Below are 23,390 nucleotides of genomic sequence, written 5' to 3' on the forward strand. Positions count from 1 at the left end.
CACCTGCCTCAATTCAGAATTCTGGATTCGACCCGCACCGGTTTGTTCGCCCGCAACATCAACCCCAGGCCCACGAACAACACCGGCACCACCATGGAAAAGTGCCGGGCGAACGAGCCGAAGTCGGGTTCGAACAAGCCTTGAACCAGCAGAAACGCCAAGGGAATCGCGATCAGCTCCTTGGGTTTGGTCTGGATCGGCGCGCCTTTGTAATCGGTCGAGGTGATCACTTTGAACAGCAGCAACGCGGTCATGATCATCAACGCCACGAAGATCACCTGACCCGGCCCGGACAGCAGGATCAGCTCCACGGGGAACGACAAGCGGAAGAAGATGATCATCGAGTCCAGTGCCTGCGAAACAAAGTCGCTGCCGCTGAGCCACGAGACGATCAGCGATTTGGACCCCTCTTCGCCCGCGGTGCGCAGTTCGTTGTTGCTGGCGCGAATCGACGACACCGGAAAGCCCAACGCCAGTTGAATCGCCATGGCCACCGCCAGATAAAACAGGAACAGCATCAGAAAGAAGGTCGTGCGCGACACATACTTCTTCATCACGCAGACGCCGACCCAGGACAGGGAAAACAGAATCCAGTAGGGCCGGATCAGCACGCCATAGATCACCGCCGACAGGAAAAATCCGCCGCGATACTTGCGCGACAGCGAGCTGAACAGAATGCTCAGCACCGCCACCGACACGATGATTTCCTTGGTCAGGTTCTCCAGGAAGAACGAGCGCACCACACCCCACAGACACAGAGTCCCGAAAATCGCCAGCGGCATGCGCCGGAACACCACCACCGGAATCGCCGTGAGGAAAAAATTGCAGAACATTCCGTAGGCCCAGGCGTTGGTCAGGTTGATCCCGGTGGGCCGCAGCAGGAACGCCGAACACTCGTAGGACGAGCGATCCGGCGAGAACGGATTCCAGAAATTGCAATTGTCGGCCCGGGCATAGGACGACCACAGGGTCATCGCATCCGGCCCCGGATCCCGGGGGACCAGCAGCGGCATGGCCACTGACAGAAACAGCCCGGTGAACAGGATCAGGAACGACAGTGACGAGTCGAGTTTCTTGCCGCGAAACTCGATGCACGGCAGTTTCAGGCCCATGACACGACAGCCTTTTTTGCTCGCGTCGCACGAGTCAGCAGCGCGATCACGGCGAGCTGCACGATGATTGCGAAGACGTTGCCCCAGGCTGCGCCGTAGATGGACCAGTGCTTGATCAACACATAGCTGACCGGCACCGAAATCAGCAGGCAAATGGCCGAGCTGGCGAGGGATACCCGGCTGTTTTTCGACGCGATCAACCCGCCCCAGACGATGTCGCCGATGGCACGCAGGGCGAAGGAAAAGATCAGCACGCCAAGAATCCCGTTGTCCGGACGCGGCACCGCTGCGCCGACATAATCGAGCACGATATTGAAGAACAGATAAATCGCCACCGCGACCGCCGCCGACACCACCAGCGAACGCGCGACCCATTTGTTCACGAACAACTGCTTGACGGTGAACGGTTGCTGATCGGCCTGGTAACGCTTGGCGAGCACCGGAATACCGACCACCGCCACCACCGCATAGGACAACGCCTGCAAGGTGTTGGCCGCCGACCACGCGTACACGTATTTACCGAGACTGGCGTAGGGTTCGAGGTCGATGATCAGAAAGCGCTCGGCGTACTGACTCAGCGCGATCAGGCCGGTGCCCAGGTAGAACGGCAATCCGGCTTTCCACACGGCCGCCGTCGCCAGCGTGCCCTCTTCGCGCCCACGATGGACGCTCACCATGATCAGGTAACCGGCGACGATCACCAGCACGTTGGCGATGACCCACAACCACAGCACGCTGGCAATTGCGGACACCCGGCCGAGCATCATTCCGCCCACGGCCAGCAGTGCCCAGAGGCCGGTCTTGACGAAGAACAGCAGCGCCCCCGCCGTGGCTTTCTGCGCGGAAAACACGAACGAGTTGATCTCGAACGACAGGTGCTCGGTCAGCAGTACCAGCGTCACGCAGGCGATCAATGCCGCCGTCGCTTCGACCTGCTGGAACAGTGAGTAGATCAGCACCGTCACCACCGACAGCACCAGACCCACGGCCAGGTACAGCAGCAGAACCTTGTCGACGACTCGCTTCGAACTGCCGCCGACGCTGATCAGCCGGTTGATTTCGGAACTGAAACCGACGCTGTAGAACTTCGACGCGATCAACGATGCGGCGACTACCACGCCATAAAAACCCAGCGCCTCGTACCCGAGGTAATGGGTGATGGCGAGCACCAGCAGAAACTTCGCGCCCAGTGCTCCGCCCCGCAGCAACAAGCGGAATATCATCGAATGACGCCCTTGATGATGTCGTCCATGGCCACGGTTTTCGCTTCGATCTCGCGGCAGGTATCGGTCAGGCGCTTGCCGAAATTCGACAGTGCGTTCGGTGCGTAGACCGTGTCGATGATGGTGTCGACATTGATGTCACCCCCGTTGATGACCCAGTCCTCGACGCCCATGTCCTGATAGGCGCCGAAGCCTTTGCGTTCGTAGCTGATGTGGTACGCCGGCACGCCGGACAGCAGCGATTCGATCGCCCCGTGCAGGCGCACGGAAATCACCAGGTCCGGTTGGTATTTGGCCAGCGTCGCTTTCAACGGCAGCAGGTCTTCGGTGATGCCCAGCTCGCGATAGAACGCGCCGTCATCGTTGCCGCGTACAGCGCTCTGCACCGCGCAGACCACTTTGCTTTTGTTCTTCAAACGCTGCAGCAGCACCTTCAAATTGGCCACGTAGGCGAGCTTCTTTTCCTTGCTCCACGCCGGTGGCTTGCGCAGCACCACGCACACGGTGGCCGGTGTCGAAGCGCAGCGGGTGAACTTGGGTTGCTGCAGGATTTTGCCGGCCAGGGCCTGCACCGCAAGGTCCGGTGCGCGGTAGACATTTTCACAGGCATCGAACAGCGCCGAGGAACGGTTATCGCGCACGAACACCGCATCGGCGCTGGCGTAGTGGCCGACGATCTTGTCGCTGTCGCCATGGAACGGGCCGATGCTTTGCGGCAGATACACCGAGGGGATCTTGCTGAGAATCGCGGTTTCCAGCTGCTTGGCATGCCCCAGTTTCAGCTTGATGTGCTCAAAGGCGCTTTTGGAGCGCATGTAGCCGCCACCGACGCCGACGATCAGATCGGTTTTCTTCAGCAGATCCGCCAGGCCGGCGTAGGAGCGGTTGAGAAACACCGCCTGCTTGACCCGGCCCAGCCCCTTCGCGGCCATGACCGGCGCATCGAAGCGCGGGTGCGGCAGGTATTTGAAAGAGTCCGGATCGGAGGCCACGACATTGATCCTGGTGTCCTCGCCAAAATTACGCTGCACCAGCGCGATGGCCAGATCGACCAGCAGACCATCACCGGAATTGGACGCACTGTAGCCATGCAAAATCGTTACGTTCATGAGCGGAGTTCTACTTAACAAGAGGGAGCGGAATACAGGTCGTAGGTCTGGCGGATCATCAACGCGGCGCTGAAACGCTCGCGGACGATGCGCCGACCTTCGATGCCCAGGGCCGACAACGCAGGCTTCTGGATTTTCTTCAGGCGATCGGCCAGCGCCTGGTGGTCACCGGCGGGGAACACGTAGCCGGACACGCCATGGGTGACCAGTTCGGGCAACGACGTGCAGTCGCTGGCGATCACCGGCAGGCCCAGCGCCATGCCTTCCAGCGGCACCATGGCAAAGCCTTCCCAGCGACTGGGGACGATCAGCGCATCGGCTTTCTGATACAGCGCGTGTACCTCGGTCGGCGTCACCCAGGGCAGGTATTCCACCCCATCCAGCGGCGGACACTCGACGACATCCTCGTTCACCGCGCTGCCCACCACCGTCAGTTTCAGGTCGCTGCGCTTTGCTTCGGTGTACGCCTTGAGCAACACGTCGAAGCCTTTCTGGTAGTCGAGGCGACCGACGAACAGCAGATGAATCGGTGCCGGATTGTCGATCTTGCGTTCGTCATCCTTGTGATCGATGCCGTTGTAGATCAGCGTCATGCGCTGGCGCTCGATGCCAAACTTCGCGGCCTTGTCCAATTCGAACTGGCTGACGCAGATGATCTTGTCCGTGACCTTCTGCAGCACCCGCTCGATCCACGCATAAGCTTTCTGCTTGATCGGCGAGCTTTCCATCAGGAACGAAAACGCATGGGGGCAGTAGACGATTTTCGGCTTGCGCCACGGTCGCAGGAGCACGCAGACGCAACGGCCGATGACCCCGGAAAAGGTGCTGTGCAGATGCACCACATCGGGTTTTTCCTTGAGCAGGACCCGCGCCAGTTGCCAGGCAAAACGCAGCAGCGACGGCACATTCCGCCCGCTTCGGGCGAAGGTGCGGATCTGCTGTTCATCGATGCCGTGCAGTTCTTTCTTCTGGTCGAGCGGGACCAGATACACCAGCTCATAGCGCCCGTCTTCCGGAGCCGCCGAAATCGTGCGGATGACCGTCGCCACCCCGCCTTTGATCGTTTCCGCCACGTGCAGTATTTTTTTCACAACCCACCCACTTTCATGCCTGTAAGGACCGTCGCTGAGATTCAGGACTGGTCGGACGCGTATTCGTAGTTGTAATAGCTGCCGTTGCCGTAATAGCTGGCCGCACGCTTCTCGACGCCGTTGAACACCGCGCCCTTCAACTCGATGCCGTTCTGGGCGAAGCGGCGAATGGTCAGTTCGATCTCTTTGGCCGGGTTCACCCCGAAGCGCGCGACGATCAGGCTGATGCCCGCCTCGCGGCCGACAATCGCCGCATCGGTCACCGCCAACAGCGGCGGCGTGTCGATGATCACCACGTCGTAGCGCTCGCTGAGTTCTGCCAGCAGTTCGCGGAAGTTCGCGTGCATCAGCAGCTCGGAAGGGTTGGGCGGAACCTGGCCACGGCTGATGAAGTGCAGGTTGTCGACCTCGACCTTGTTGATCGCCTGCTCCAGGGTGCAGCGCTTGACCAGCAGATCCGACAGGCCGTTGGTGATCGGCGTGTTCAGGCTCTTGTGCAGATGCCCCTTGCGCATGTCGGCATCGATCAGCACCACACGCTGGCCGCTCTGGGCCATGACCGCCGCGAGGTTGGAAGACACGAACGTTTTGCCGACCTGCGGGCTCGGGCCGGAAATCATGATGCGGTTGTTGGTCGAATCCAGCGCCGCGAAATGCAGGCAGGTGCGCAGGCTGCGGATCGACTCGATGGACAGGTCCGTCGGGTTGCGCAGAGCCAGCAGATAGGCCGGTGTATCCGTCGTGACTTTGGCGCGGACTTTCTTGGTGTCCTCTTCCTGTTGCAGGGCGCTGTAGGGAATCGACGCGTAGACCGGCAAGCCGAGCTGCTCGATGGCTTCCGGACCTTCCAGGCCCTTGCTCAGCGACTTGCGCAACAGCACCAGGGCCACGCCGACAAAGGCGCCGAGGAAGGTCGCGATCAGCACGATCAGGGCTTTTTTCGGTTTGACCGGGCTGGTCAGATCGACATCCGCCGTATCCACCAGACGCACGTTACCCACGGCGCCGGCGCGGATGATGTCCAGCTCCTGGGATTTGTTCAGCAACTGGGTGTAGATCTGCGAAGCGACCTCGACATCGCGGGTCAGGTTCAGCAATTCCTGTTGCGTGGCCGGCAGGTCCTGGACCTTGCCCTCCAGCGACCGCTGTTGCTGGGTCAATTCACCGATCTGAGTCATCAACGCGCGATAGGCGGGATGCTGCTTGGTGAACTTGCGATCCATCTCCGCCTGTTGCAGTTTCAGCTCGGAAATCCGCGTTTCGAGCGCGACGGACTGACCGAGCACCGATTGGGTTTCCAGGGAGATGTTCACGGTTTTACCGTGGGTCTGGTAGGCATTGAGCGCATCACTGGCCTTGGCCAGATCGCGTTTGACCTGGGGCAACTGACTTTGCAGGAAGGCCAGGCTCTGCGCCGCTTCGGCCGAGGTACGGCGTACGTTCTGGTCCACGTACAGCGAGGCGATCTTGTTGAGGATCTTCACCGCCTCGGCGGCATCGCTGCTGGCCAGGGCCAGACGGATGATCCCCGACTCCTTGCCTTGCTCGGAAATATCCAGCGCGTCCTGATAACCCTGAATGGTCACGATTCGTGGGTAGCGCACCACTTCGAAACGGGTGCCGGAGTTGGCCTGCAAATGCGTGATCTGCCCTTCTACCCCATCCTGCGCGAAGGGTTCGCCGGCCACGCCTTCGATCAGCAGGTTGTCGTTGTCGTCGAACAACTGGAAGTGCTGTTGCTCGCCGGCGATCAGGCTGAGTTTCTTGCCCAGCAGTTCTTTAGGAAGATCGAGCCGGGCAAACTCCAGGCGCTCCCCGCCCCACGCGTAGCTGCTCAGCCCGAAACGTGGCGGCGCGACGCTGAGTTCGGTTTCACCGCGATAGCGGCGGGAGAGAAAGCCGCCAATCAGCGGAAAGGTGTTGGGGGTGACGTCGATGTCCAGCCGCAGATCATCGACGGTCTTGCCGATCACTGCGCGGGATTTGATGATGCCGATCTCGGTCACCGACGGCGACTGGCCGCCGAGCATGCTGTTGAGATCGGAGAAGCCAAGCATGTCGTTCTTTTTCGGTTCGACCTGCACCAACGCGTTGGCCAGATACACCGGCGTGGCCAAAATCGCATAGGCAACGCCGGTCATCATGAACGCACCGGTCAATGCGCCGATCAGCCATTTCTGATCGATCAGGCTGCCGAATATGCCGAGTAGATCAATACTGTCTTGATCGTTTTCACGGGTGCCGATTACTGACGGTAACTGCATAAGTCTTTCTTACCATTCACTGATCTGAAGAATATTCATCAACGCGCCAAGCGTTGCGCCCATGAGCTGACAGCAGCTTCAATCAATGCATGGGCATGAATAAACGCGGCCTGCCCTTGACGATACGGATCCTGTATTTCTCGCTCGCTTTGCCATTTGCCAAGAAGAAACACTTTGCCCCTGGCGTGAGAGGCAATCTTCAGTACTTGTTTTACATGCTCTTTTTCCATGACCAGAATCAGATCCGACTCATTGACGATGTCGGCGGTCAGTTGCCGGGCCTTGAACCCTTCGGCACTGTGCCCACGGTCTTCCAGAACCTGGCGCGCGGTCGACTCCATGCCTTCGCCGACCCGCGCAGACAGGCCTGCGGAGGTCACGCTGATTGCCGAGGGTGTCAGTGCATTGCGCAACAGAAGTTCCGCTGTCGGACTTCGGCAGATATTGCCTACGCAAACGACAAGAATCTTTTTGAACAAGGTTTACTTTCCCGTGTAATGTCAATCGGCCAACATGCCCTGCAAATTCGAATGAACCCGCAAGACCTTCCTTCACTCGGAAATAGATTCACCCGTTAATACCGATGCATTAAGTACCACGGCCTCTAAAAGTCCCCCAACTAGAATTACCGGACTAAAAATAACTGTGATTTTCAGGCGAACGTTTTCCGACAAAAAATAACATTCGTGCACTTCGCGCCCTATTCGTCATCGAAATACAGGCAACGAGATAACTATTGGCTAGATGTCATTCTCATCAGGAGAGCAGACATGAAATCAGCACATTTCAAACATCTTGGTGCCGCCGCCCTGTTGATGCTCAGTGCTACCGCGCAGGTTCACGCCAGCGCGCTGTTCCCGTCACTGCCCGCCAGAACCATCGGCGTTCAGGTCAAGATCCAGAACTTCACCCCGACCGACGCCGAGCAGATCAAAGCGGCCGGATTCAGTTTCGTGCGCTTCGGCGTCTGGAGCGACAGCCTCGGCGCCAAGGCCTATCAGAAACAGATCAGCGATGCGTTCGCGGCGGCGCGATCCGCCGGCTTGCCGGTCTTGATGACCGTGCGCGCCACTAAACCGTTGACCGGAGACCTGGCAACCGCCGGTGAAGCCTTCGCCAACGCGGTGACCGGTCTTGAGCAAGCCTGGAGCGGGCAACTGGTGGGGATCGAAATCTGGAATGAGCCGGATCTCGACACCTACTGGCCCACCGGAGACTTCAAAAACACCTTCGTGCCGTTCATGACGGCCATGTGCAAGACGCTGCAGGGCAAACCGCAATCGACGCCCCTGGTGGGATTCGGTTTCGCCCGCCCGCCGACGGCAGGCTCCGCTTCGACCGTGGCACTCAACAGCATTCTCGGCACTTATCCGCAGTGCCTGGATGCGATTTCCTATCACCCTTACGGCATGACCGCGACGCAGATCAGTAACGCGCAAACCTTCATCCAGCAAAACTTCCATTTGCCGGGCGTCATCAGTGAATGGGGCATTTCGGCACTCGCCTCCAACGGCGGGCCGGAAGGGCAAGCGAGTAAAATCGGCGCGTTCATCGCCGATGTTAAAAAACTCAGCATTCAGCTGACGTCGATTTACGAATGGAAGAACAGCGAGTCGGGCAGTAACGACCGGGAGAAGAATTTCGGCCTGCTGACCTCCGACGGACAGTCGAAACCGGCACAAACGGCGGCCTCGACCCAGCTCAACGCCGAATAGCCGCTGCGCAACGGGTCAGTTGCTTTGAACCTGTGGTCCTTTTTGGCATCGTATTGATCGATACCGCGCCCCGCCCATTCAAACAGCCGTTTTCAGGTTGTTGCTCGCGGGGCTATCGATACACCCACATGCCCTTGAGTGGCTGTCAGCGCTCGGGTAATGTCTTCAGACCCATAGGACAGAGCACGCTCATGACTTCCAAGCTGGAACAACTCAAACAGTTCACCACCGTGGTTGCCGACACCGGCGACTTCGAAGCGATTGCCCGGGTCAAGCCGGTCGACGCCACCACCAACCCTTCCCTGCTGCTCAAGGCGGCGGCCATTCCGGCCTACGCCGAGCTGCTGAACGCCGCCGTTAGCGACTGCAAGGGCGATGTCGGCCTGGCCAGCGACCGTTTCGGCGTCGCGGTCGGCCAGGAAATCCTCAAGGTGATCCCGGGCCGTATCTCCACTGAGGTGGATGCACGCCTGTCGTTCGACAAGGACGCGATGCTCAAGCGTGCGCACCGTCTGATCGAGCTGTACGACAAGGCCGGCGTCGGTCGCGACCGCGTGCTGATCAAGATCGCTTCGACCTGGGAAGGCATCCGCGCCGCCGAAGTGCTCGAGAAGGAAGGCATCCAGACCAACCTGACCCTGCTGTTCTCCTTCGCTCAGGCCGCTGCTTGCGCCGACGCCGGCGTGTTCCTGATCTCGCCGTTCGTGGGCCGTATCTACGACTGGTACAAGAAAGCCAACGGCAACGACTACACCGGCGCCGACGATCCGGGCGTGCAGTCCGTGACGCGCATCTACAACTACTACAAGGCCAATGACTACAAGACCGTGGTCATGGGTGCGAGCTTCCGCAACCTCAATCAGATCGAGCAACTGGCCGGCTGCGACCGCCTGACCATCAGCCCGGACCTGATCGACAAACTGGCGGCAGACACCGGCAAACTGGAGCGCAAACTGGCCCCGGGCCACGCTGGCGAAGCTCGTCTGAGCCTCAACGAATCGCAATTCCGCTGGTTGTCCAACGAAGACGCGATGGCCACCGAGAAACTGGCTGAAGGCATCCGTCAGTTTGCCCGTGACCAGGAAAAGCTCGAGGCGTTGTTGCAAGCCAAGCTGTAATGGGCTGACGGCAAACGCAAAAAGGGCGAACCCTCACAGGTTCGCCCTTTTTTGTGCCTGATGGCTGGGGAATCAATGCCTTTCGAGGGCATTCACCAGATCATGGAAAGCTTCGCGATTGGAGTCGTTCAGGCCCATGAGGATCTTGTGCGCTTCGAGCACCTTGATCCGCACGACTTCCTCCGACTGATCCTGATCCGGCAGGTCATCGAGGCATTCCGGGCAAGGCACGGGATGGTTGACGATATTGAACACCTGCTCGAAACCCATCGATTGAAGCAGACGGGTGATGTCGTCATGGGTGGTGACCACGGTCGGCAGCAGGCCGACCTTCTGCCGCGACAGGATCGACAGCTTGGCCAGCAGGCCCAGCGTGGTGCTGTCGATGCTGCGGGTTTCGGTCAAATCGATCACGATCGCGTTGAAATTCAGCGCGGTGAAGATTTTTTCAATAGTCGCATCCAACGCCGAACACAGGGTCAGGCGAACTTCACCGACGAACTTCAGGACAAAGGTGCCGTCCTGCTCGGCGAACTGGATTCTACCGGTACTCATTAAAGATTCCTGCTCAACACCAACAGGGCGATATCATCCGGCATCTCCCCTAGCGTGGCCAATCCAAAAACCTGCCGCAGGCCATCCAGGCTGCCGCCCGCCGACTTGACCCGTTCGGGCAAGGCGGCTTCTTTTTCTTTGAGTGTGGGTTCTGGCAAAAGATCCAGAATGCCATCAGACATCAGCGTCAGGCTGAACGTCGGTGGCAGCTCGAGCACGTGGTCTTCGTAGGTGGCTTCGTTGAAAAGCCCCACGGGCAGACCGCGCCCCTCGAGGTAGCGAACACTGTCAGGCGTGTACAACACAGGCAACGGCAGATGGCCGCCGATGCTATAGGTCAACAAACCGGTCTCCTCGTCGATGACTCCACCGACCATTGTGACGTGTTTACCCAGCTTACAACTGATCAGCCCCCGGTTGATATGACCAAGGACTTCCGAAGGCTTGAATTCCGGCAAGGTGCCGCTGCGCCTGGACTCGAACAGCAAGCGCGTGGTCATGAACTTCAGCAGCACGGTGACGAACGCCGAAGAGGCGCCATGGCCTGAAACGTCCGCCAGATAGAACGCGACCCGGCGTTCGTCCACCCGGAAATAGTCGACAAAATCACCCGACAGGTACAACGACGGAATGATCTGGTGGGCGAACTTGAACGTGTCGATGGTCCAGGGGCTTTCCGGCAGCATGTTCATCTGCACCTGGCGACCGGCGTTCTGGTCTTCCTGAAGCAGGTTCAGGCTGGCTTCGAGCTCGCGATTGGCCTTCTCCAGCTTCTCGCGGTAGCGCTGGTTTTCCAGCAGCAGGCGCGCACGATCCAGAGCCCGGCGTACGGAGTGCTCGAGCACGGCCAGATCTTCGAGAGGCTTGATCAGGTAATCCGCCGCGCCCAGGCGCAGAGCCTCGACCGCGTCGTTCATCACGCCGGCACCGGAAACCACGATCACCGGTGTCTGCGGGGATCGCTCGGTGACCTGACGGATAAGTTCGAGACCGCCCATCTGCGGCATGCGCAGATCGCAGATGACGAGGTCGGGCTTGTCTTGCTCGAATACCTGAAGACCCTGCTGACCGTTACTGGCCTGCAAGACGCTGAAACCACTGTCTTCCAAATAGGCCGCGAGGCTCGCGCGCACTACTTCGTCATCATCGATTATCAGCAGCGTGGCACTGGTTTTTGGCATGTGGGCAAACGGCGCCAGAATTAGGTTGGCGTAGCAGGCGGGGCAACGGCCCGGCGCAGACTACTGGATTCGCTTTCTAGCCTCTCTGCTGCACCGCTTCGGAGCGTTTGCCCCGCACACGGATGCACCAGAGGTGCCCTTCTAAGGCGCAGACGGTACTCCCATCCTTCGAGCGTTTCAAGCATGCGCGGATCGTCACTTGACGACTTTGTTTGTCAAATCACAGAGAGTTATAAGAACGTTCGAAACCGTAACTCAATGGAAGGACGCACGGACAAAAAAAGGCGACCTTTCGGTCGCCTTTCGGGGTTCACGGGCCGAAATCAGAAATCGTCTTCGACGTGACCGTCCTTGACCTTGAACTCGCGGTTCTGCAGGTAGGCATTGCGGATGAAGGTGTACTTGTCGCCGCTGATCAGCTTCTCGCTGGACAACAGGCTGGCGCGGGTGTCGACGATGTTCAGGCCGTAAATAGTGTTGCGCGCCGGAATGTCGTTCATGTAGCGATACGGTGCGGTGTAGGTGTCGACGTATTTCGACGGCGCGTCACGCAGGGTGCTCGGGCCCAGCAACGGCAGCATCACGTACGGACCGCTGCTCACGCCCCAGTAACCGAGGGTCTGGCCGAAATCTTCGTCGCTGCGCTGCAGGCCCATCTTGGTGCCTACATCGAAGAAGCCCAGCAGGCCGAAGGTGGTGTTGAAGATCAAACGCGCGGTGTCGACACCGGCAGCGGCCGGTTTGGCCTGGAGAATGTTGTTCGCCAGGTTGGTGATGTCACCGACGTTACGGAACATGTTGTGGATGCCGTCTTCCAGGAATTGCGGCGTTACAAATTCGTAGCCCTGCGCCAGAGGCTTCAATGCGTAGGTATCGACGAAGTCGTTGAACTGGAAAATCGGACGGTTGACGCTTTCCCAAGGGTCTTCTTCCGTTGCCGCCTGGGCAACGAACGGAACCAGCATCACGCTGGCGCATACACAAAGCTGAGCGAGAGGGTTGCTCCAGCGCATAGAAAAACTCCTTGGATTGTACATACGCGGCATGCGGGCCACGGTTATAAGACGCTCAGTATAAGACGGAAACACCTGTTTAGGCATTTCCTGCATCATCGGCTCTGTAGGACGCTTCGTAATGCATCTGTCATCCAACTGTCACCGGGATTGCTTAGCCTGATCCCTATTTCAGGGACGTTTTTCATGCCACACGCCGAAGTACTGCACCCTGCGGCACCCAACCTGACGGCCGTGCTGTTCGGACTCAGCGGCTGCCTGGTGGATTTCGGTGCCCGCGTCCACAATCACGCTGACGCCACAACGGATCACGCCGAGGCCACTCCCGGAGCCCTCGACAGCCTCCGCAGCCTGCAACAGCAACAGATTCCGTGCGCGTGGCTGGACGAACTCCCCCCTGCCCTCACCCGAATGCTTTCAGCAACGCTGCCCGACTGGGTCAAATCTTCGCAACATCCTGCAACAATCAATCCGTGGCCGGCGCCCGATGCCTGCTGGCAGGCGTTGATGGCATTACGGGTCTGCCGCCTCGAGGGTTGCGTGCTGGTCAGCGGTGAACCGCGCCTGCTGCAATCCGGCCTCAATGCCGGGTTGTGGACGATTGGCCTGGCGTCCTGTGGTTCACTCTGCGGCCTCGCGCCTCACGAATGGCAAGCACTGAGCCAGAAAGAGCGCGAGCAGTTGCGCGGCAAGGCGACGGTGCAGCTGTTCGGGCTGGGCGTGCACTCGGTGATCGATCATCTGGGCGAACTCGACACTTGTCTGGCGGACATCAGCCTGCGCCGCCTCAAAGGCGAAAAGCCCTGACCGGGATCATGCAGGTTGCAGCAGAGTGGATTAGTCTTAGAGAGAGCCATAGACCTTTGGCGCACGGCTGCGGTCTATGCCAGTGCCTCTCGATAAAAGGAAACAACCATGCCCGCTCAAGAACTGCAAAAACAGCTCAATGCCCTGCGCGAGCAACTGGATCAAAATCCTCCGCTGACCGAAGCCGAGCGCGCTGATCTACATGCGCTGATGGCGCAGATTGAATCCGAAATAAAACTGGAGACCGCGACTCAAGATTCCAGCATCGCCGATGGCGTCAATCTGGCAGTTGATCGCTTCGAACTCGAACACCCCGCCATCGCCGGCACATTGCGCAACATCATGAACTCCCTGGTCAGCATGGGTATCTGAAACCCGCGAATGCAAAAAAGCCCTGCCATCACTGGCAGGGCTTTTTCATGTCCGCGATGCGGGTTACTGACGAACCAGACGGTGGTTCGGCAGTTGCACGCTTTCAGTGCTGCGGTACGGGTTGATGTCCAGCCCGCCCCGACGTACGTAACGCGCGAACACCGTGAGTTTTTCCGGCTTCAGCAGGCGCTGCAGGTCAAGGAAGATCCGCTCCACACATTGCTCGTGGAAGTCCGAGTGCTGGCGGAAGCTGACGATGTATTCCAGCAGACTGGCGTGATCCAGCGCCGCGCCGCGATATTCCACCACCACGCTGCCCCAGTCCGGCTGACTGGTCACCGGGCAGTTGGACTTAAGCAGATGGCTGTGCACGCTCTCCTCCACCACCCGCGAATCGTCGCAGCGCAGCAGCTCGGGACGCGGATGCTCGTAGTTGCTGACGCTGATATCCAGATCGTCGATGCACACGCCCGGTAGCGCAACCACGCCTTCGGCTTCAACCTCTTTCAGGCTGCGAACCCGTACGCCCACCGGTTTGCCGGCAGCAGCGGACAGATCTTTGACCAGCGTCGCTTCGAGGCTTGCGATGTCGGCGAACGGCGTCTGGTTCAGCGAGTTCAGGTACAGCTTGAACGACTTGGATTCGATGATGTTCGGCGAATCCGCCGGAATGCTGAATTCGCCGATTGCCACCACCGGTTTGCCCGACGGCAGCAGCCACGACAGTTCGAAGCAGTTCCAGAAATCCACGCCTTTATACGGCAGGGTTTCGGCGGTCAGGCCCAGCTCGGCCCATTTCGCGGTGCGCGGAATCGGGAACAGCAGGGACGGCGTGTAAGTGGCGATGTATTCGCTGGATTTGCCCAGCGGCGAATGTTCGGCTGCGGGATGCATGGCGGAAACCTGACTGAAGAATCAGCGGATTCTATCAGCCTTTGCTCCCGCCTTTGAGTGCTTACTGACTGACAGTCAGTTTGCCGACCATCCCGGCCTGGTAATGCCCTGGAATGTTGCAGGCGAATTCCAGGCTGGTCGCCTTGCTGAACGTCCAGGTCAACTCGGCAGTCTTGCCGGGCTCGACCAGCACGCTGTTGGGGTCGTCATGCTTCATTACGTGCCCCATCGAGCCATGATCCATGCCCGCCATATCGTGGGACATTTCCTTCATGCCGGTCGGCGTCAGCATGCCACTTTGCTGCATCTGCAACATTTCCTGCTGGTGTTTGGCATGCATCGCTGCATCCCCGAGGTTGAATTCGTGCAGCAACTGGCCTTTATTCACCAATACAAAGCGAATGGTCTCACCGGCCTTGATGTCGATGGCCTTCGGATCGAACGACATGTCGCCCATCACCACTTCAATGCTGCGGCTGGCCTTGGCGGCCGGGGCCGGCTGGCCGAAGTCGTACGTGTGCGCAGGATCGGCCCGGACGGATGAACTCAGCGCCAATAGACAAGCGACGACGGCCAGAGGGTTGCGCAAAAACATAGTCATACTCCAACAAGAAAAGGTTCAGCCTGTGGGAAACTCTAGCCCGCCCGCGCTGGCAGCTACCTGACAGAGAGATTACAACTTTGTCAGGTTGGCGCTTGTGACAACGTCCCACGGTATAAAGCCTTCGATCCTACAAACCCGAGCCGCCCATGAAACTGCTGATCGTCGAAGACCAACCGAAAACCGGCCAATACCTGCGCCAGGGGCTGACCGAGGCCGGTTTCAATACCGAGCTGGTGGCCGACGGCAACACCGGGCAACAACTGGCGTTGAGCGGTGACTACGCCTTGCTGATCCTCGACGTGATGCTGCCCGGGCGCAGTGGCTGGCAGATTCTGCAAGCAGTGCGCAGCGCCGGGCTGGAAACGCCGATCCTGTTTCTGACGGCCAAGGACACCGTGGAAGACCGGGTTCACGGTCTCGAACTGGGCGCCGACGACTACCTGGTCAAGCCGTTCGCTTTCTCCGAACTGCTGGCCCGGGTACGCAGCCTGTTGCGCCGCGGCAGCGCCACACCGCAGGAAACCTGCCTGCAATTGGCCGATCTGCGTCTGGACCTGATTCGCCGCCGCGTCGAACGCAGCGGCCAGCGCATCGACCTCACTGCAAAGGAGTTCGCCTTGCTGGAAATGCTCCTGCGCCGCCAGGGTGAAGTGCTGCCCAAATCCCTGATCGCATCCCAGGTCTGGGACATGAACTTCGACAGCGACACCAATGTGATCGAAGTGGCGATCCGGCGATTGCGGCTGAAGATCGATGATGACTTTCCCGACAAACTGATCCACACCGTGCGTGGCATGGGTTACGTGCTTGAAGAGCGTGCCGACTGATGCGCCGACTGTCCTTGAGCAGCCGGCTGGCATTGTTGTTCGCCGGCTGCACCGCAGTGGTTTCGCTGGTGGCCGGGGTCGTTTTCAATCGGGCCAGCGAAGGCCACTTCATCGAGCTCGACCAGCAACTGCTAGAAGGAAAACTGCTCAGTGTGCGTCAGACGCTGCTGAGCGGCAGCGACGCCGCGCACATCACCGATGAATTGAGCCAACAGGGCGATGTTTCGTTGCGCATCAGCACCCCTGAGGGACAACGCTGGTTCGGCCGCTCGTTGCATACCCCGGCGAATCTGCCGAAACAGCCCGGCCTGGCCACCATCACCGACAACGGTACGGACTATCGCCTGCTCAACGCCCCGCTCTCCCCGGAACAACCCGACTCCCCGCAATTGACCTTGCTGCTGGACATCACCCACCACCAGCACTTCCTGCAACGCATGCAGCATCTGATCTGGCTGACCGTCGGCCTTTCGGCGCTGGCTACTGCGTTGCTCGGCGCCTGGGCGGCCCGCAGCGGCCTTCGTCCGTTACGCCGTATGAGTGCGGTGGCCCGTGGGATTTCGGCCCAATCGCTGAATGCCCGACTCCCGGAAGCGCAGATGCCCGCAGAACTCACGGAACTGGCCCACAGTTTCAACGCCATGCTCGGACGCCTCGATGACTCGTTTCAGCGCCTTTCCGCGTTCTCTGCCGACATCGCCCATGAACTGCGCACCCCATTGTCGAACCTGCTGACCCACACGCAGGTCACCCTCACCCGGCCTCGCCAGCTTGAGGACTACCGCGAGGCATTGCACAGCAACCTCGAAGAGCTGCAATGGATGGCACAACTGGTCAACGACATGCTTTATCTGGCCAAGGCCGACCACGGATTGCTGGTGCCCAAGCGCGAACCGCTGGAACTGGCGAAAGAAGCCGATGCATTGCTGGAGTTTTTCGCACCGCTGGCCGAAGACGCTCAGGTCAGCCTGAGCCGTGACGGTGCGGGGCGGTTCGAGGGTGATCGCGCGATGTTGCGCCGGGCGCTGTCGAATCTGCTGGATAACGCGTTGCGCTTCACGCCGGCAGCGGGCGAAGTGCGTGTGAGGATAGCCGAGCAGGCGAAATCCTTGAGGGTGACCGTGGAAAACAGTGGCGAGGGGATTTCTGCTGAGTTGTTGCCGCGCTTGTTCGACCGGTTCTACCGGGCCGATCCGGCGCGCCAGGAAGGCAGCAGCGAGCATGCGGGATTGGGGCTGGCGATCACTCAGTCGATCATCAAGGCCCATGGCGGGCAGATTCATTGTGAATCGGCTCAGGGCTGGACGCGGTTTGTAATTGAGTTGCCGAAAAAAGATTGAGGCCGGCAATGCCGGCCTCAACAGGAGAGCTTACGAATAGCGCAACGCGTGCGCCGGCTCGATCTTCGCCGCTCGCCAGGCCGGGTAAACCGTGGCCAGGAAGCTGAGAATGAAGCCCGCCGAGCAGATCAGCAGCACATCGCCGCCCTGCAATTCCGAGGGCAGGTTGCTGACGAAGTACACGTCCGAACTGAAGATGTGCTGCCCGGTCACTCGCTCGACCCAGCCCACCATCTCACTGACATTGAGTGCGGCAATTACGCCGAGCACGCCACCGATGATGGTGCCGACGATGCCGATCACCGTGCCCTGCACCATGAAGATCGCCATGATCTGCCGTGGCGTGGCGCCGATGGTGCGCAGGATCGCGATGTCCGCGCCCTTGTCGTTCACCACCATGATCAAAGTCGCAATGATGTTGAACGCCGCCACCGCGACGATCATCAGCAGCAACAGACCGATCATGGTCTTTTCCATTTTCATCGCACTGAACAGGCTGCCCTGGGTGTGGGTCCAGTCGTCAGCCTTGAAATCAACGCCGAGGCCGGTGGCGATATCGGAGGAGACTTTAGGCGCCGCGTACAGGTCTTTCACTGCCAGACGCACGCTCTGTACCTGATTCGGCTCCCAGTGCTGCATCGTTGCGGCGTCGGCCACATGGATCAGGCCCATGGAACCATCCAGTTCGGCACCGACCTTGAAGATGCCGACCACATTCAGACGCTGCATGCGCGGGGTGATGCCGCCGGGTGCAGTACTGACTTCCGGCACGATCAGGGTGATTTTGTCGCCGACGTTCAGGCGGAAGCGCCGGGCCGTGATTTCACCCAGCACCACGCCGAACTCGCCCGGCTTCAAGGCATCGAGACGACCCTGAACAATGTGCTGGGCAACGATCGACACCTTGCCTTCCTGGGCCGGATCGACACCGCTGATCTGGATCGGCTGCATCATGCCTTTGTAGGACAGCATGCCTTCCATCTCGGTGAACGGCACAGCGGCAGTGACTTCGGGGTTCTTCATCGCGGCGGCAGCCACGGGTTGCCAGTCGTCGATCGGCTTGACGCCCACGATGGTCGCGTGGGGCACCATGCCGAGGATGCGCGAGCTCATTTCGCGCTGAAAGCCGTTCATCACCGACAACACCACAATCATCGCCAACACGCCGAGGGCGAGACCGATCATCGAGGTCATCGAGATGAATGAAACAAAGCGATTGCGGCGCTTGGCGCGGGTATAGCGCGTGCCGATAAAGATCGATAACGGTCTGAACATTCGCTGGGGCACCGTATAAAAATAAAAGACCCGACGCCTTTTCAGGCATCGGGTTTCAAGCCGTCAGATGGGGGTCAGGCAACCTTCCTGCAACTGCAGGACGCGGTCCATCTGGCGAGCCAGGTTCATGTCGTGAGTCACCACCAGAAACGCCGTGCGCATCGACGTGCTGAGTTCCAGCATCAGGTCCTGAATGCCTTCGGCGGTGTGGGAGTCGAGGTTGCCGGTCGGCTCGTCGAGCATCACCAGGCCCGGATTGTTCACCAGAGCGCGGGCGATGGCCACACGCTGGCGTTCACCACCGGACAGCTCGGCCGGTTTGTGTTCCAGACGATGGCCGAGACCGACTCGTTCCAGCAACGCCGTGGCCCGCTGACGCGCTTCCGGGATCGCAGTCTTGCCGATCAGCAACGGCATGCAGACGTTTTCCAGCGCGGTGAATTCCGGCAGCAGGTGGTGGAACTGGTACACGAACCCGAGGGCACGGTTACGCAGCAGGCCGCGCTTCTTCTCGCTCAGCGCCGACAGCTCTTCACCGTCGAGCCAGACACCGCCCTTGGTCGGCGTATCGAGACCGCCCAACAGGTTGAGCAAGGTACTTTTGCCCGAACCGGATTTGCCGACGATCGCCACGCGCTCGCCCGGGTGCAGCTCCAGTTGCAGGTTGGCCAGCACTTGCACCGACTCCGGGCCTTCCTCGTAGGACTTGCCCAGGTTGCGGCAGCTCAGGATTGCTTTTTCACTCATGCCCGACTCACTCATAACGTAGCGCCTCCGCCGGCTGGGTGCGTGCGGCACGCCAGGCTGGATACAGGGTGGCGAGGAAACTCAGGACCAACGCAGCCGCGCAGACCATGACTACGTCCTGGCTCTGCACCTGCGATGGCAGGTAATCGATGAAATACACGTCGGCGTTGAGGAACTTGTGCCCGATCAAGCCTTCGAGTGCCGAAATCGCCGCGCTGACATTGAGCGCCGCCAGGATTCCGACCACGGCGCCGATGGCCGTACCGACCACGCCGATCACCGTGCCCTGCACCATGAACGTGCGCATGATCGTGCCCGGCGTGGCGCCGAGCGTGCGCAGAATGGCGATGTCGCCCTTCTTGTCGTTCACCACCATCACCAGTGTGGAGATGATGTTGAACGCGGCAACCGCGACGATCAGCAGCAACAGCAGGCCGATCATGGCTTTTTCCATGCGGATCGCCTGATACAGGTTGCCGTGGGTGCGGGTCCAGTCGCGGGCGTAGTAATGGTCTTCGCCGAGCCGCTGGGCGATGTTCCACGCCTCACGCGGCGCCTGGAACAGATCGTCGAACTTCAGGCGCAGGCCCTGCACCTGATCAGGCTTCCAGCGGTGCATCTTCGCCAGATCCTGCAGATTGGTGACGCCCAGGTAGCCGTCCAGCTCGCCGGCGCCGACATGGAAGATGCCGACCACGGTGAAACGCTTCATGCGCGGGAACATCCCGGCGGGGGTCACACTGACCTCCGGGGCGACGAAGGTGATCTTGTCACCGATGCCCACGCCGAGCTTGGTCGCGGCCTTGTCGCCGATCACGATGCCGAAGCTGCCCGGCGTCAGGTCGTCGAGTTTGCCCTGCTGCATGAAGTTGTCGATGATCGAGACGTTGCGTTCCAGCGCCGGATCAATGGCATTGAGCAACACCTTGGACACCTGGCCGTTGTTGGTCAGCAATCCCTGCATCTGGGTGAACGGCGCGACGGCCGCCACCTGCGGGTTCTGCTTGACCTTGGCGGCCAGGCTCTGCCAGTCGCTGATGGCTTCACCGGACTCGATGGTCGCGTGAGGCACCATGCCCAGCACGCGGGTGCGCATCTCATGATCGAAGCCGTTCATCACCGACAGCACCACGATCATCACGACCACGCCAAGGGCGAGCCCGATCATCGAAGTCAGGGAAATGAATGACACAAAATGATTGCGACGCTTTGCACGGGTATAACGCGTGCCGATAAATACGAAGAGAGGTCTGAACATGTCGGGGCTTGTTCGGAGGGAAAAGGAACGTCCTTGTGGCGGGGGTCGATAACCAGCTTTACACTCAGACCACCGCCGCTACCATGGGTTCGCCATGTCGACATTAGATGAAGAAGATCGCCGCGAATACTACCGTATCGAGGACACGATCGCACTGGAAATTCGGCCCCTGTCCGCTCCCGAAGCCGCCGGCCAGGAAGTGTTGCAGGATGCTTCCCCGCTATTCAACCTGCTCAGCGAACTGCACCTGAGCGAATTCGAGTCGCAGCACCTGCTGCGCCAGATCAGTGAACGCGACCGCGCCATCGCGGCGTTCCTGAAATCCCAGAACAAACGCATCGACCTGCTCAGCCAGGTGGTCGCCCTGACCGTGCTCGGCCATATCGGCGAACCGCAACCGGTGATCATCTCCGAGGGCGGCATCGACTTTCAGCACCCGACCCCGATCGCCACCGGCGCCCACCTGTCGGTGAAACTGGTGCTGATGCCCCAGGCGCTTGGCCTGTTGCTGCGCGCCCGGGTCACCCATTGCGACCGCAAGGGTGACGGCTACGATGTCGGCACCGAGTTCGAACACCTGACCGAAGCCCAGCGCCAGCTGCTCGCCCGCTATATCTTGCAAAAGCAGGCCCAGGAACGACGTCTGGCCCGCGAACAGAACGAATCAGGCATTTAATTAAGGAAAAACCGTGACCCTTATCTACGGCCACCGCGGCGCCAAGGGCGAAGCACCGGAAAACACCCTGACCAGTTTTCAGGAATGTCTCAAGCACGGCGTTCGCCGCTGCGAACTGGATCTGCACCTGTCCAAGGACGGCGAGCTGATGGTCATCCACGACCCGACCCTCAAGCGCACCACCGAGCGCCGTGGCAAGGTGGTCGAGCACTCCGCCGCCGAACTGGTGACCTACGACGCCCGCAAGGGTGGGCCGGGCTGGATCAAGCCCTGCCCGATTCCGACCCTGGAAGAACTGTTCGAGAAATGTGATTTCGAGCACTGGCAGCTCGAAGTCAAAAGCGCCTCGCGCACCCGCGCTGCGACGACCGTTCTGGCCATCCGTGAAATGGCGGTCAGACACGGGCTGCTCGACAAGGTGACGATCACCTCAAGTTCGCGGGAAGTATTGAAGGCTGCACTGGATCTGGTACCGGACGTGTCACGGGGCCTGGTGGCCGAGTACGCCTGGCTCGACCCGCTGAAGGTCGCGGCAAGCTACGGCTGCGAGATACTGGCCTTGAACTGGACGCTGTGTACGCCGGAACGCCTGCAAAAGGCGCAGCGTCAGGGGCTGCATGTGTCGGTGTGGACCGTCAACGAGCCTGCGCTGATGCGCAGACTCGCCGACTTCGGCGTTGACAGCCTGATTACAGACTTTCCCGGTTTGGCCACTGCCACCCTCGGGAATAGCTGAAATCGGTCTCCCCGGCCGGCTCAGGCCACCGGCCGGAGCCGCTCAAAAAAGCCGGTTGAGGCCGTCGTACGCCGCTACCCGATAGGCTTCGGCCATGGTCGGGTAGTTGAACGTGGTGTTGACGAAATACTTCAGGGTATTGAGCTCACCCGGCTGGTTCATGATCGCCTGACCGATGTGCACGATCTCCGATGCCTGATAACCGAAGCAGTGAACGCCCAGCACCTGCAGGGTTTCACGGTGGAACAGGATCTTCAGCATGCCTTGCGGCTCGCCGGCGATCTGCGCCCGCGCCATGCTCTTGAAGAACGCCTTGCCCACTTCGTACGGCACCTTGGCCTGGGTCAGTTCCTGCTCGTTCTTGCCGATCGAGCTGATCTCCGGAATGGTGTAGATGCCGGTCGGCACGTCATTCACGAAGCGCCAGCTGCCATTGTCGACAATGCTGCCAGCAGCCGAGCGACCCTGGTCGTGGGCGGCACTGGCCAGGCTCGGCCAGCCGATCACGTCACCGGCGCCGTAGATGTTCTGTACGCAAGTGCGGTAATTCTCGTCGACTTCGATCTGGCCGCGGCTGTTGACCTTGACGCCAATGTTTTCCAGACCCAACTGATCGGTGTTGCCGGTCCGGCCGTTGCACCAGAGCAAGGCGTCGGCCTTGATCTTCTTGCCGGACTTCAGGTGCAGGATTACGCCGTTGTCCACGCCTTCGACGCGGTCATACTCTTCGTTGTGACGCACGGTGATGTTGTTGTTGCTGAAGTGGTAGCTCAACGCCTGGGAGATTTCCGAGTCGAGGAAGCTCAGCAACTGCCCGCGGTTGTCCACCAGCTCGACCAGCACGCCCAAACCGCTGAAGATCGAAGCGTATTCGCAACCGATCACGCCGGCGCCGTAAACGATCAGTTTGCGCGGGGTGTGGCCGAGGCTGAGGATGGTGTCGCTATCGTAGATACGCGGGTGGTGGAAATCGATGTCCGCCGGGCGATAAGGACGCGAACCGGTGGCAATGATGATGTGTTTGGCTACCAGCTTCTCGACCACACCATTGGCGCAGACCACTTCGATGGTCTGCTCGTCGGCGAAGCTGCCGGTGCCGAAGAACACGTCGACGCGATTACGGGCGTAGTAGCCGGTACGCGAAGCGACTTGCTTGGAGATGACTTTTTCGGCGCTCTTCAACACGTCCGGGAAGGAGAACCAGCGCGGTTCACCGATCGCACGGAACATCGGGTTGGTGTTGAACTGCATGATCTGCCGCACCGAGTGACGCAAGGCCTTGGACGGGATGGTGCCCAGGTGGGTGCAGTTACCGCCGACCTGGCGACGGCTGTCGACCATCGCCACCTTGCGCCCTGCTTTGGCGGCGTTCATTGCCGCGCCTTCTCCCGCCGGGCCGGAACCCAGCACCACCACGTCGTAGTTGTAGACAGCCATGCGTACTCCTCAGAACAGGCCGCGGTGCCAGCAGCA

Annotated in this window: 23 protein-coding genes; 8 read left to right on the plus strand and 15 right to left on the minus strand. The window is 60.1% G+C overall.

Going from position 1 to position 23,390, the window contains the following annotated elements; genetic code table 11:
- Positions 1-8: 8 nt before the first annotated feature.
- The 6 genes from C6Y56_RS19030 to C6Y56_RS19055 are packed head-to-tail and all read right to left on the minus strand — an operon-like array spanning position 9 to position 7,278.
- The gene (locus tag C6Y56_RS19030) at positions 9-1,112 is read right to left on the minus strand and encodes a hypothetical protein (RefSeq protein WP_169431192.1); all 1,104 of its coding nucleotides are present in this window, start codon (positions 1,110-1,112) and stop codon (positions 9-11) included.
- On the minus strand, positions 1,103-2,335 hold the full coding sequence (locus C6Y56_RS19035; protein ID WP_169431193.1) for a phosphoribosylaminoimidazole carboxylase: 1,233 nt from the start codon (positions 2,333-2,335) through the stop codon (positions 1,103-1,105). Before C6Y56_RS19035 ends, C6Y56_RS19030 begins: the two co-directional genes overlap by 10 nt.
- Complete coding sequence (locus C6Y56_RS19040) at positions 2,332-3,444, minus strand: polysaccharide pyruvyl transferase family protein (protein ID WP_169431194.1); 1,113 nt, start codon at positions 3,442-3,444, stop codon at positions 2,332-2,334. The genes C6Y56_RS19035 and C6Y56_RS19040 overlap by 4 nt, the downstream gene beginning before the upstream one ends.
- Positions 3,445-3,458: 14 nt before the next feature.
- A complete protein-coding gene (locus tag C6Y56_RS19045) occupies positions 3,459-4,535 on the minus strand; it encodes a glycosyltransferase (protein ID WP_169431195.1) in 1,077 nt (358 codons plus the stop codon).
- A 41-nt stretch (positions 4,536-4,576) separates the two neighbouring features.
- Positions 4,577-6,799: a polysaccharide biosynthesis tyrosine autokinase gene (locus C6Y56_RS19050; protein WP_169431196.1), complete on the minus strand. Its 2,223-nt coding sequence runs from the start codon at positions 6,797-6,799 to the stop codon at positions 4,577-4,579.
- A 38-nt stretch (positions 6,800-6,837) separates the two neighbouring features.
- Positions 6,838-7,278, minus strand: coding sequence for a low molecular weight protein-tyrosine-phosphatase (locus C6Y56_RS19055; RefSeq protein ID WP_169431197.1), 441 nt, complete (start codon positions 7,276-7,278; stop codon positions 6,838-6,840).
- 291 nt (positions 7,279-7,569) lie between these two features.
- Here C6Y56_RS19055 and C6Y56_RS19060 point away from each other — a divergent pair, with 291 nt between their 5' ends.
- Positions 7,570-8,514, plus strand: a complete 945-nt coding sequence (locus C6Y56_RS19060) for a glycosyl hydrolase family 5 (protein ID WP_169431198.1) — start codon at positions 7,570-7,572, stop codon at positions 8,512-8,514.
- Positions 8,515-8,705: 191 nt separating this feature from the next.
- Positions 8,706-9,632, plus strand: coding sequence for a transaldolase (gene tal, locus C6Y56_RS19065; protein ID WP_169431199.1), 927 nt, complete (start codon positions 8,706-8,708; stop codon positions 9,630-9,632).
- A 72-nt stretch (positions 9,633-9,704) separates the two neighbouring features.
- Here the strand turns inward: tal and rssC are convergent, their stop codons facing one another.
- The 3 genes from rssC to C6Y56_RS19080 all read right to left on the minus strand — a co-directional run bounded on the left by rssC (position 9,705) and on the right by C6Y56_RS19080 (position 12,381).
- Entirely contained in the window at positions 9,705-10,187 is a 483-nt protein-coding gene (gene rssC, locus C6Y56_RS19070; RefSeq protein WP_042560140.1) for an anti-sigma factor antagonist RssC, read from the minus strand.
- Positions 10,187-11,368, minus strand: coding sequence for a two-component system response regulator RssB (rssB, locus tag C6Y56_RS19075; protein ID WP_169431200.1), 1,182 nt, complete (start codon positions 11,366-11,368; stop codon positions 10,187-10,189). The genes rssC and rssB overlap by 1 nt, the downstream gene beginning before the upstream one ends.
- 323 nt (positions 11,369-11,691) lie before the next feature.
- Positions 11,692-12,381: an MlaA family lipoprotein gene (locus tag C6Y56_RS19080; protein WP_169431201.1), complete on the minus strand. Its 690-nt coding sequence runs from the start codon at positions 12,379-12,381 to the stop codon at positions 11,692-11,694.
- A gap of 186 nt (positions 12,382-12,567) precedes the next feature.
- Here C6Y56_RS19080 and C6Y56_RS19085 point away from each other — a divergent pair, with 186 nt between their 5' ends.
- Both C6Y56_RS19085 and C6Y56_RS19090 read left to right on the plus strand, forming a co-directional pair.
- Positions 12,568-13,188 (plus strand): HAD family phosphatase, encoded by a 621-nt coding sequence (locus tag C6Y56_RS19085; RefSeq protein ID WP_169431202.1) that lies wholly within the window; start codon positions 12,568-12,570, stop codon positions 13,186-13,188.
- Positions 13,189-13,296: 108 nt separating this feature from the next.
- The gene (locus tag C6Y56_RS19090; protein WP_085700493.1) at positions 13,297-13,560 is read left to right on the plus strand and encodes a DUF4404 family protein; all 264 of its coding nucleotides are present in this window, start codon (positions 13,297-13,299) and stop codon (positions 13,558-13,560) included.
- 63 nt (positions 13,561-13,623) lie between these two features.
- Here C6Y56_RS19090 and queF read toward each other — a convergent pair whose 3' ends face one another.
- Both queF and C6Y56_RS19100 read right to left on the minus strand, forming a co-directional pair.
- The gene (gene queF, locus C6Y56_RS19095; RefSeq protein ID WP_169431203.1) at positions 13,624-14,454 is read right to left on the minus strand and encodes an NADPH-dependent 7-cyano-7-deazaguanine reductase QueF; all 831 of its coding nucleotides are present in this window, start codon (positions 14,452-14,454) and stop codon (positions 13,624-13,626) included.
- A 61-nt stretch (positions 14,455-14,515) separates the two neighbouring features.
- Entirely contained in the window at positions 14,516-15,049 is a 534-nt protein-coding gene (locus C6Y56_RS19100; RefSeq protein WP_169431204.1) for a copper-resistant cuproprotein CopI, read from the minus strand.
- Between the two features lie 155 nt (positions 15,050-15,204).
- On the opposite strand from C6Y56_RS19100, the gene C6Y56_RS19105 reads away from it, so the two are divergent.
- Together C6Y56_RS19105 and C6Y56_RS19110 are read left to right on the plus strand one after the other, a co-directional pair.
- Positions 15,205-15,885: a heavy metal response regulator transcription factor gene (locus tag C6Y56_RS19105; protein ID WP_169431205.1), complete on the plus strand. Its 681-nt coding sequence runs from the start codon at positions 15,205-15,207 to the stop codon at positions 15,883-15,885.
- Positions 15,885-17,225: a heavy metal sensor histidine kinase gene (locus tag C6Y56_RS19110; RefSeq protein WP_169431206.1), complete on the plus strand. Its 1,341-nt coding sequence runs from the start codon at positions 15,885-15,887 to the stop codon at positions 17,223-17,225. The genes C6Y56_RS19105 and C6Y56_RS19110 overlap by 1 nt, the downstream gene beginning before the upstream one ends.
- Before the next feature lie 30 nt (positions 17,226-17,255).
- On the opposite strand, the gene C6Y56_RS19115 is transcribed toward C6Y56_RS19110, so the two are convergent.
- The 3 genes from C6Y56_RS19115 to C6Y56_RS19125 form a co-directional block, all read right to left on the minus strand.
- Complete coding sequence (locus C6Y56_RS19115; protein WP_169431207.1) at positions 17,256-18,500, minus strand: lipoprotein-releasing ABC transporter permease subunit; 1,245 nt, start codon at positions 18,498-18,500, stop codon at positions 17,256-17,258.
- Between the two features lie 63 nt (positions 18,501-18,563).
- Positions 18,564-19,247 carry a lipoprotein-releasing ABC transporter ATP-binding protein LolD gene (lolD, locus tag C6Y56_RS19120; RefSeq protein ID WP_169431208.1) on the minus strand — a complete coding sequence of 228 codons (684 nt, stop codon included), beginning with the start codon at positions 19,245-19,247 and terminating at the stop codon, positions 18,564-18,566.
- A 7-nt stretch (positions 19,248-19,254) separates the two neighbouring features.
- Positions 19,255-20,505 carry a lipoprotein-releasing ABC transporter permease subunit gene (locus C6Y56_RS19125; protein WP_169431209.1) on the minus strand — a complete coding sequence of 417 codons (1,251 nt, stop codon included), beginning with the start codon at positions 20,503-20,505 and terminating at the stop codon, positions 19,255-19,257.
- 94 nt (positions 20,506-20,599) lie between these two features.
- Here C6Y56_RS19125 and C6Y56_RS19130 point away from each other — a divergent pair, with 94 nt between their 5' ends.
- Positions 20,600-21,181 (plus strand): PilZ domain-containing protein, encoded by a 582-nt coding sequence (locus tag C6Y56_RS19130; RefSeq protein ID WP_169431210.1) that lies wholly within the window; start codon positions 20,600-20,602, stop codon positions 21,179-21,181.
- 13 nt (positions 21,182-21,194) lie between these two features.
- Positions 21,195-21,917, plus strand: coding sequence for a glycerophosphodiester phosphodiesterase (locus C6Y56_RS19135; RefSeq protein ID WP_169431211.1), 723 nt, complete (start codon positions 21,195-21,197; stop codon positions 21,915-21,917).
- 42 nt (positions 21,918-21,959) lie between these two features.
- On the opposite strand, the gene sthA is transcribed toward C6Y56_RS19135, so the two are convergent.
- Entirely contained in the window at positions 21,960-23,354 is a 1,395-nt protein-coding gene (gene sthA, locus C6Y56_RS19140; RefSeq protein WP_065260713.1) for a Si-specific NAD(P)(+) transhydrogenase, read from the minus strand.
- Between the last annotated feature and the right edge of the window lie 36 nt (positions 23,355-23,390).

This window comes from Pseudomonas fluorescens (assembly GCF_012974785.1).
Classification (GTDB): Bacteria; Pseudomonadota; Gammaproteobacteria; order Pseudomonadales; family Pseudomonadaceae; genus Aquipseudomonas; species Aquipseudomonas fluorescens_BT.

Excerpts from the sequence above, each read along its gene's own strand:
- rssC (WP_042560140.1), bottom strand. The coding sequence starts at position 10,187 with ATGAGTACCGGTAGAATCCAGTTCGCCGAGCAGGACGGCACCTTTGTC.
- C6Y56_RS19110 (WP_169431206.1), top strand. The coding sequence starts at position 15,885 with ATGCGCCGACTGTCCTTGAGCAGCCGGCTGGCATTGTTGTTCGCCGGC.
- C6Y56_RS19035 (WP_169431193.1), bottom strand. The coding sequence starts at position 2,335 with ATGATATTCCGCTTGTTGCTGCGGGGCGGAGCACTGGGCGCGAAGTTT.
- C6Y56_RS19085 (WP_169431202.1), top strand. The coding sequence starts at position 12,568 with ATGCCACACGCCGAAGTACTGCACCCTGCGGCACCCAACCTGACGGCC.
- C6Y56_RS19030 (WP_169431192.1), bottom strand. The coding sequence starts at position 1,112 with ATGGGCCTGAAACTGCCGTGCATCGAGTTTCGCGGCAAGAAACTCGAC.
- C6Y56_RS19050 (WP_169431196.1), bottom strand. The coding sequence starts at position 6,799 with ATGCAGTTACCGTCAGTAATCGGCACCCGTGAAAACGATCAAGACAGT.
- C6Y56_RS19125 (WP_169431209.1), bottom strand. The coding sequence starts at position 20,505 with ATGTTCAGACCTCTCTTCGTATTTATCGGCACGCGTTATACCCGTGCA.
- C6Y56_RS19080 (WP_169431201.1), bottom strand. The coding sequence starts at position 12,381 with ATGCGCTGGAGCAACCCTCTCGCTCAGCTTTGTGTATGCGCCAGCGTG.
- C6Y56_RS19130 (WP_169431210.1), top strand. The coding sequence starts at position 20,600 with ATGTCGACATTAGATGAAGAAGATCGCCGCGAATACTACCGTATCGAG.
- C6Y56_RS19105 (WP_169431205.1), top strand. The coding sequence starts at position 15,205 with ATGAAACTGCTGATCGTCGAAGACCAACCGAAAACCGGCCAATACCTG.
- rssB (WP_169431200.1), bottom strand. The coding sequence starts at position 11,368 with ATGCCAAAAACCAGTGCCACGCTGCTGATAATCGATGATGACGAAGTA.
- C6Y56_RS19040 (WP_169431194.1), bottom strand. The coding sequence starts at position 3,444 with ATGAACGTAACGATTTTGCATGGCTACAGTGCGTCCAATTCCGGTGAT.
- sthA (WP_065260713.1), bottom strand. The coding sequence starts at position 23,354 with ATGGCTGTCTACAACTACGACGTGGTGGTGCTGGGTTCCGGCCCGGCG.
- queF (WP_169431203.1), bottom strand. The coding sequence starts at position 14,454 with ATGCATCCCGCAGCCGAACATTCGCCGCTGGGCAAATCCAGCGAATAC.
- tal (WP_169431199.1), top strand. The coding sequence starts at position 8,706 with ATGACTTCCAAGCTGGAACAACTCAAACAGTTCACCACCGTGGTTGCC.
- lolD (WP_169431208.1), bottom strand. The coding sequence starts at position 19,247 with ATGAGTGAAAAAGCAATCCTGAGCTGCCGCAACCTGGGCAAGTCCTAC.
- C6Y56_RS19060 (WP_169431198.1), top strand. The coding sequence starts at position 7,570 with ATGAAATCAGCACATTTCAAACATCTTGGTGCCGCCGCCCTGTTGATG.
- C6Y56_RS19090 (WP_085700493.1), top strand. The coding sequence starts at position 13,297 with ATGCCCGCTCAAGAACTGCAAAAACAGCTCAATGCCCTGCGCGAGCAA.
- C6Y56_RS19100 (WP_169431204.1), bottom strand. The coding sequence starts at position 15,049 with ATGTTTTTGCGCAACCCTCTGGCCGTCGTCGCTTGTCTATTGGCGCTG.
- C6Y56_RS19115 (WP_169431207.1), bottom strand. The coding sequence starts at position 18,500 with ATGTTCAGACCGTTATCGATCTTTATCGGCACGCGCTATACCCGCGCC.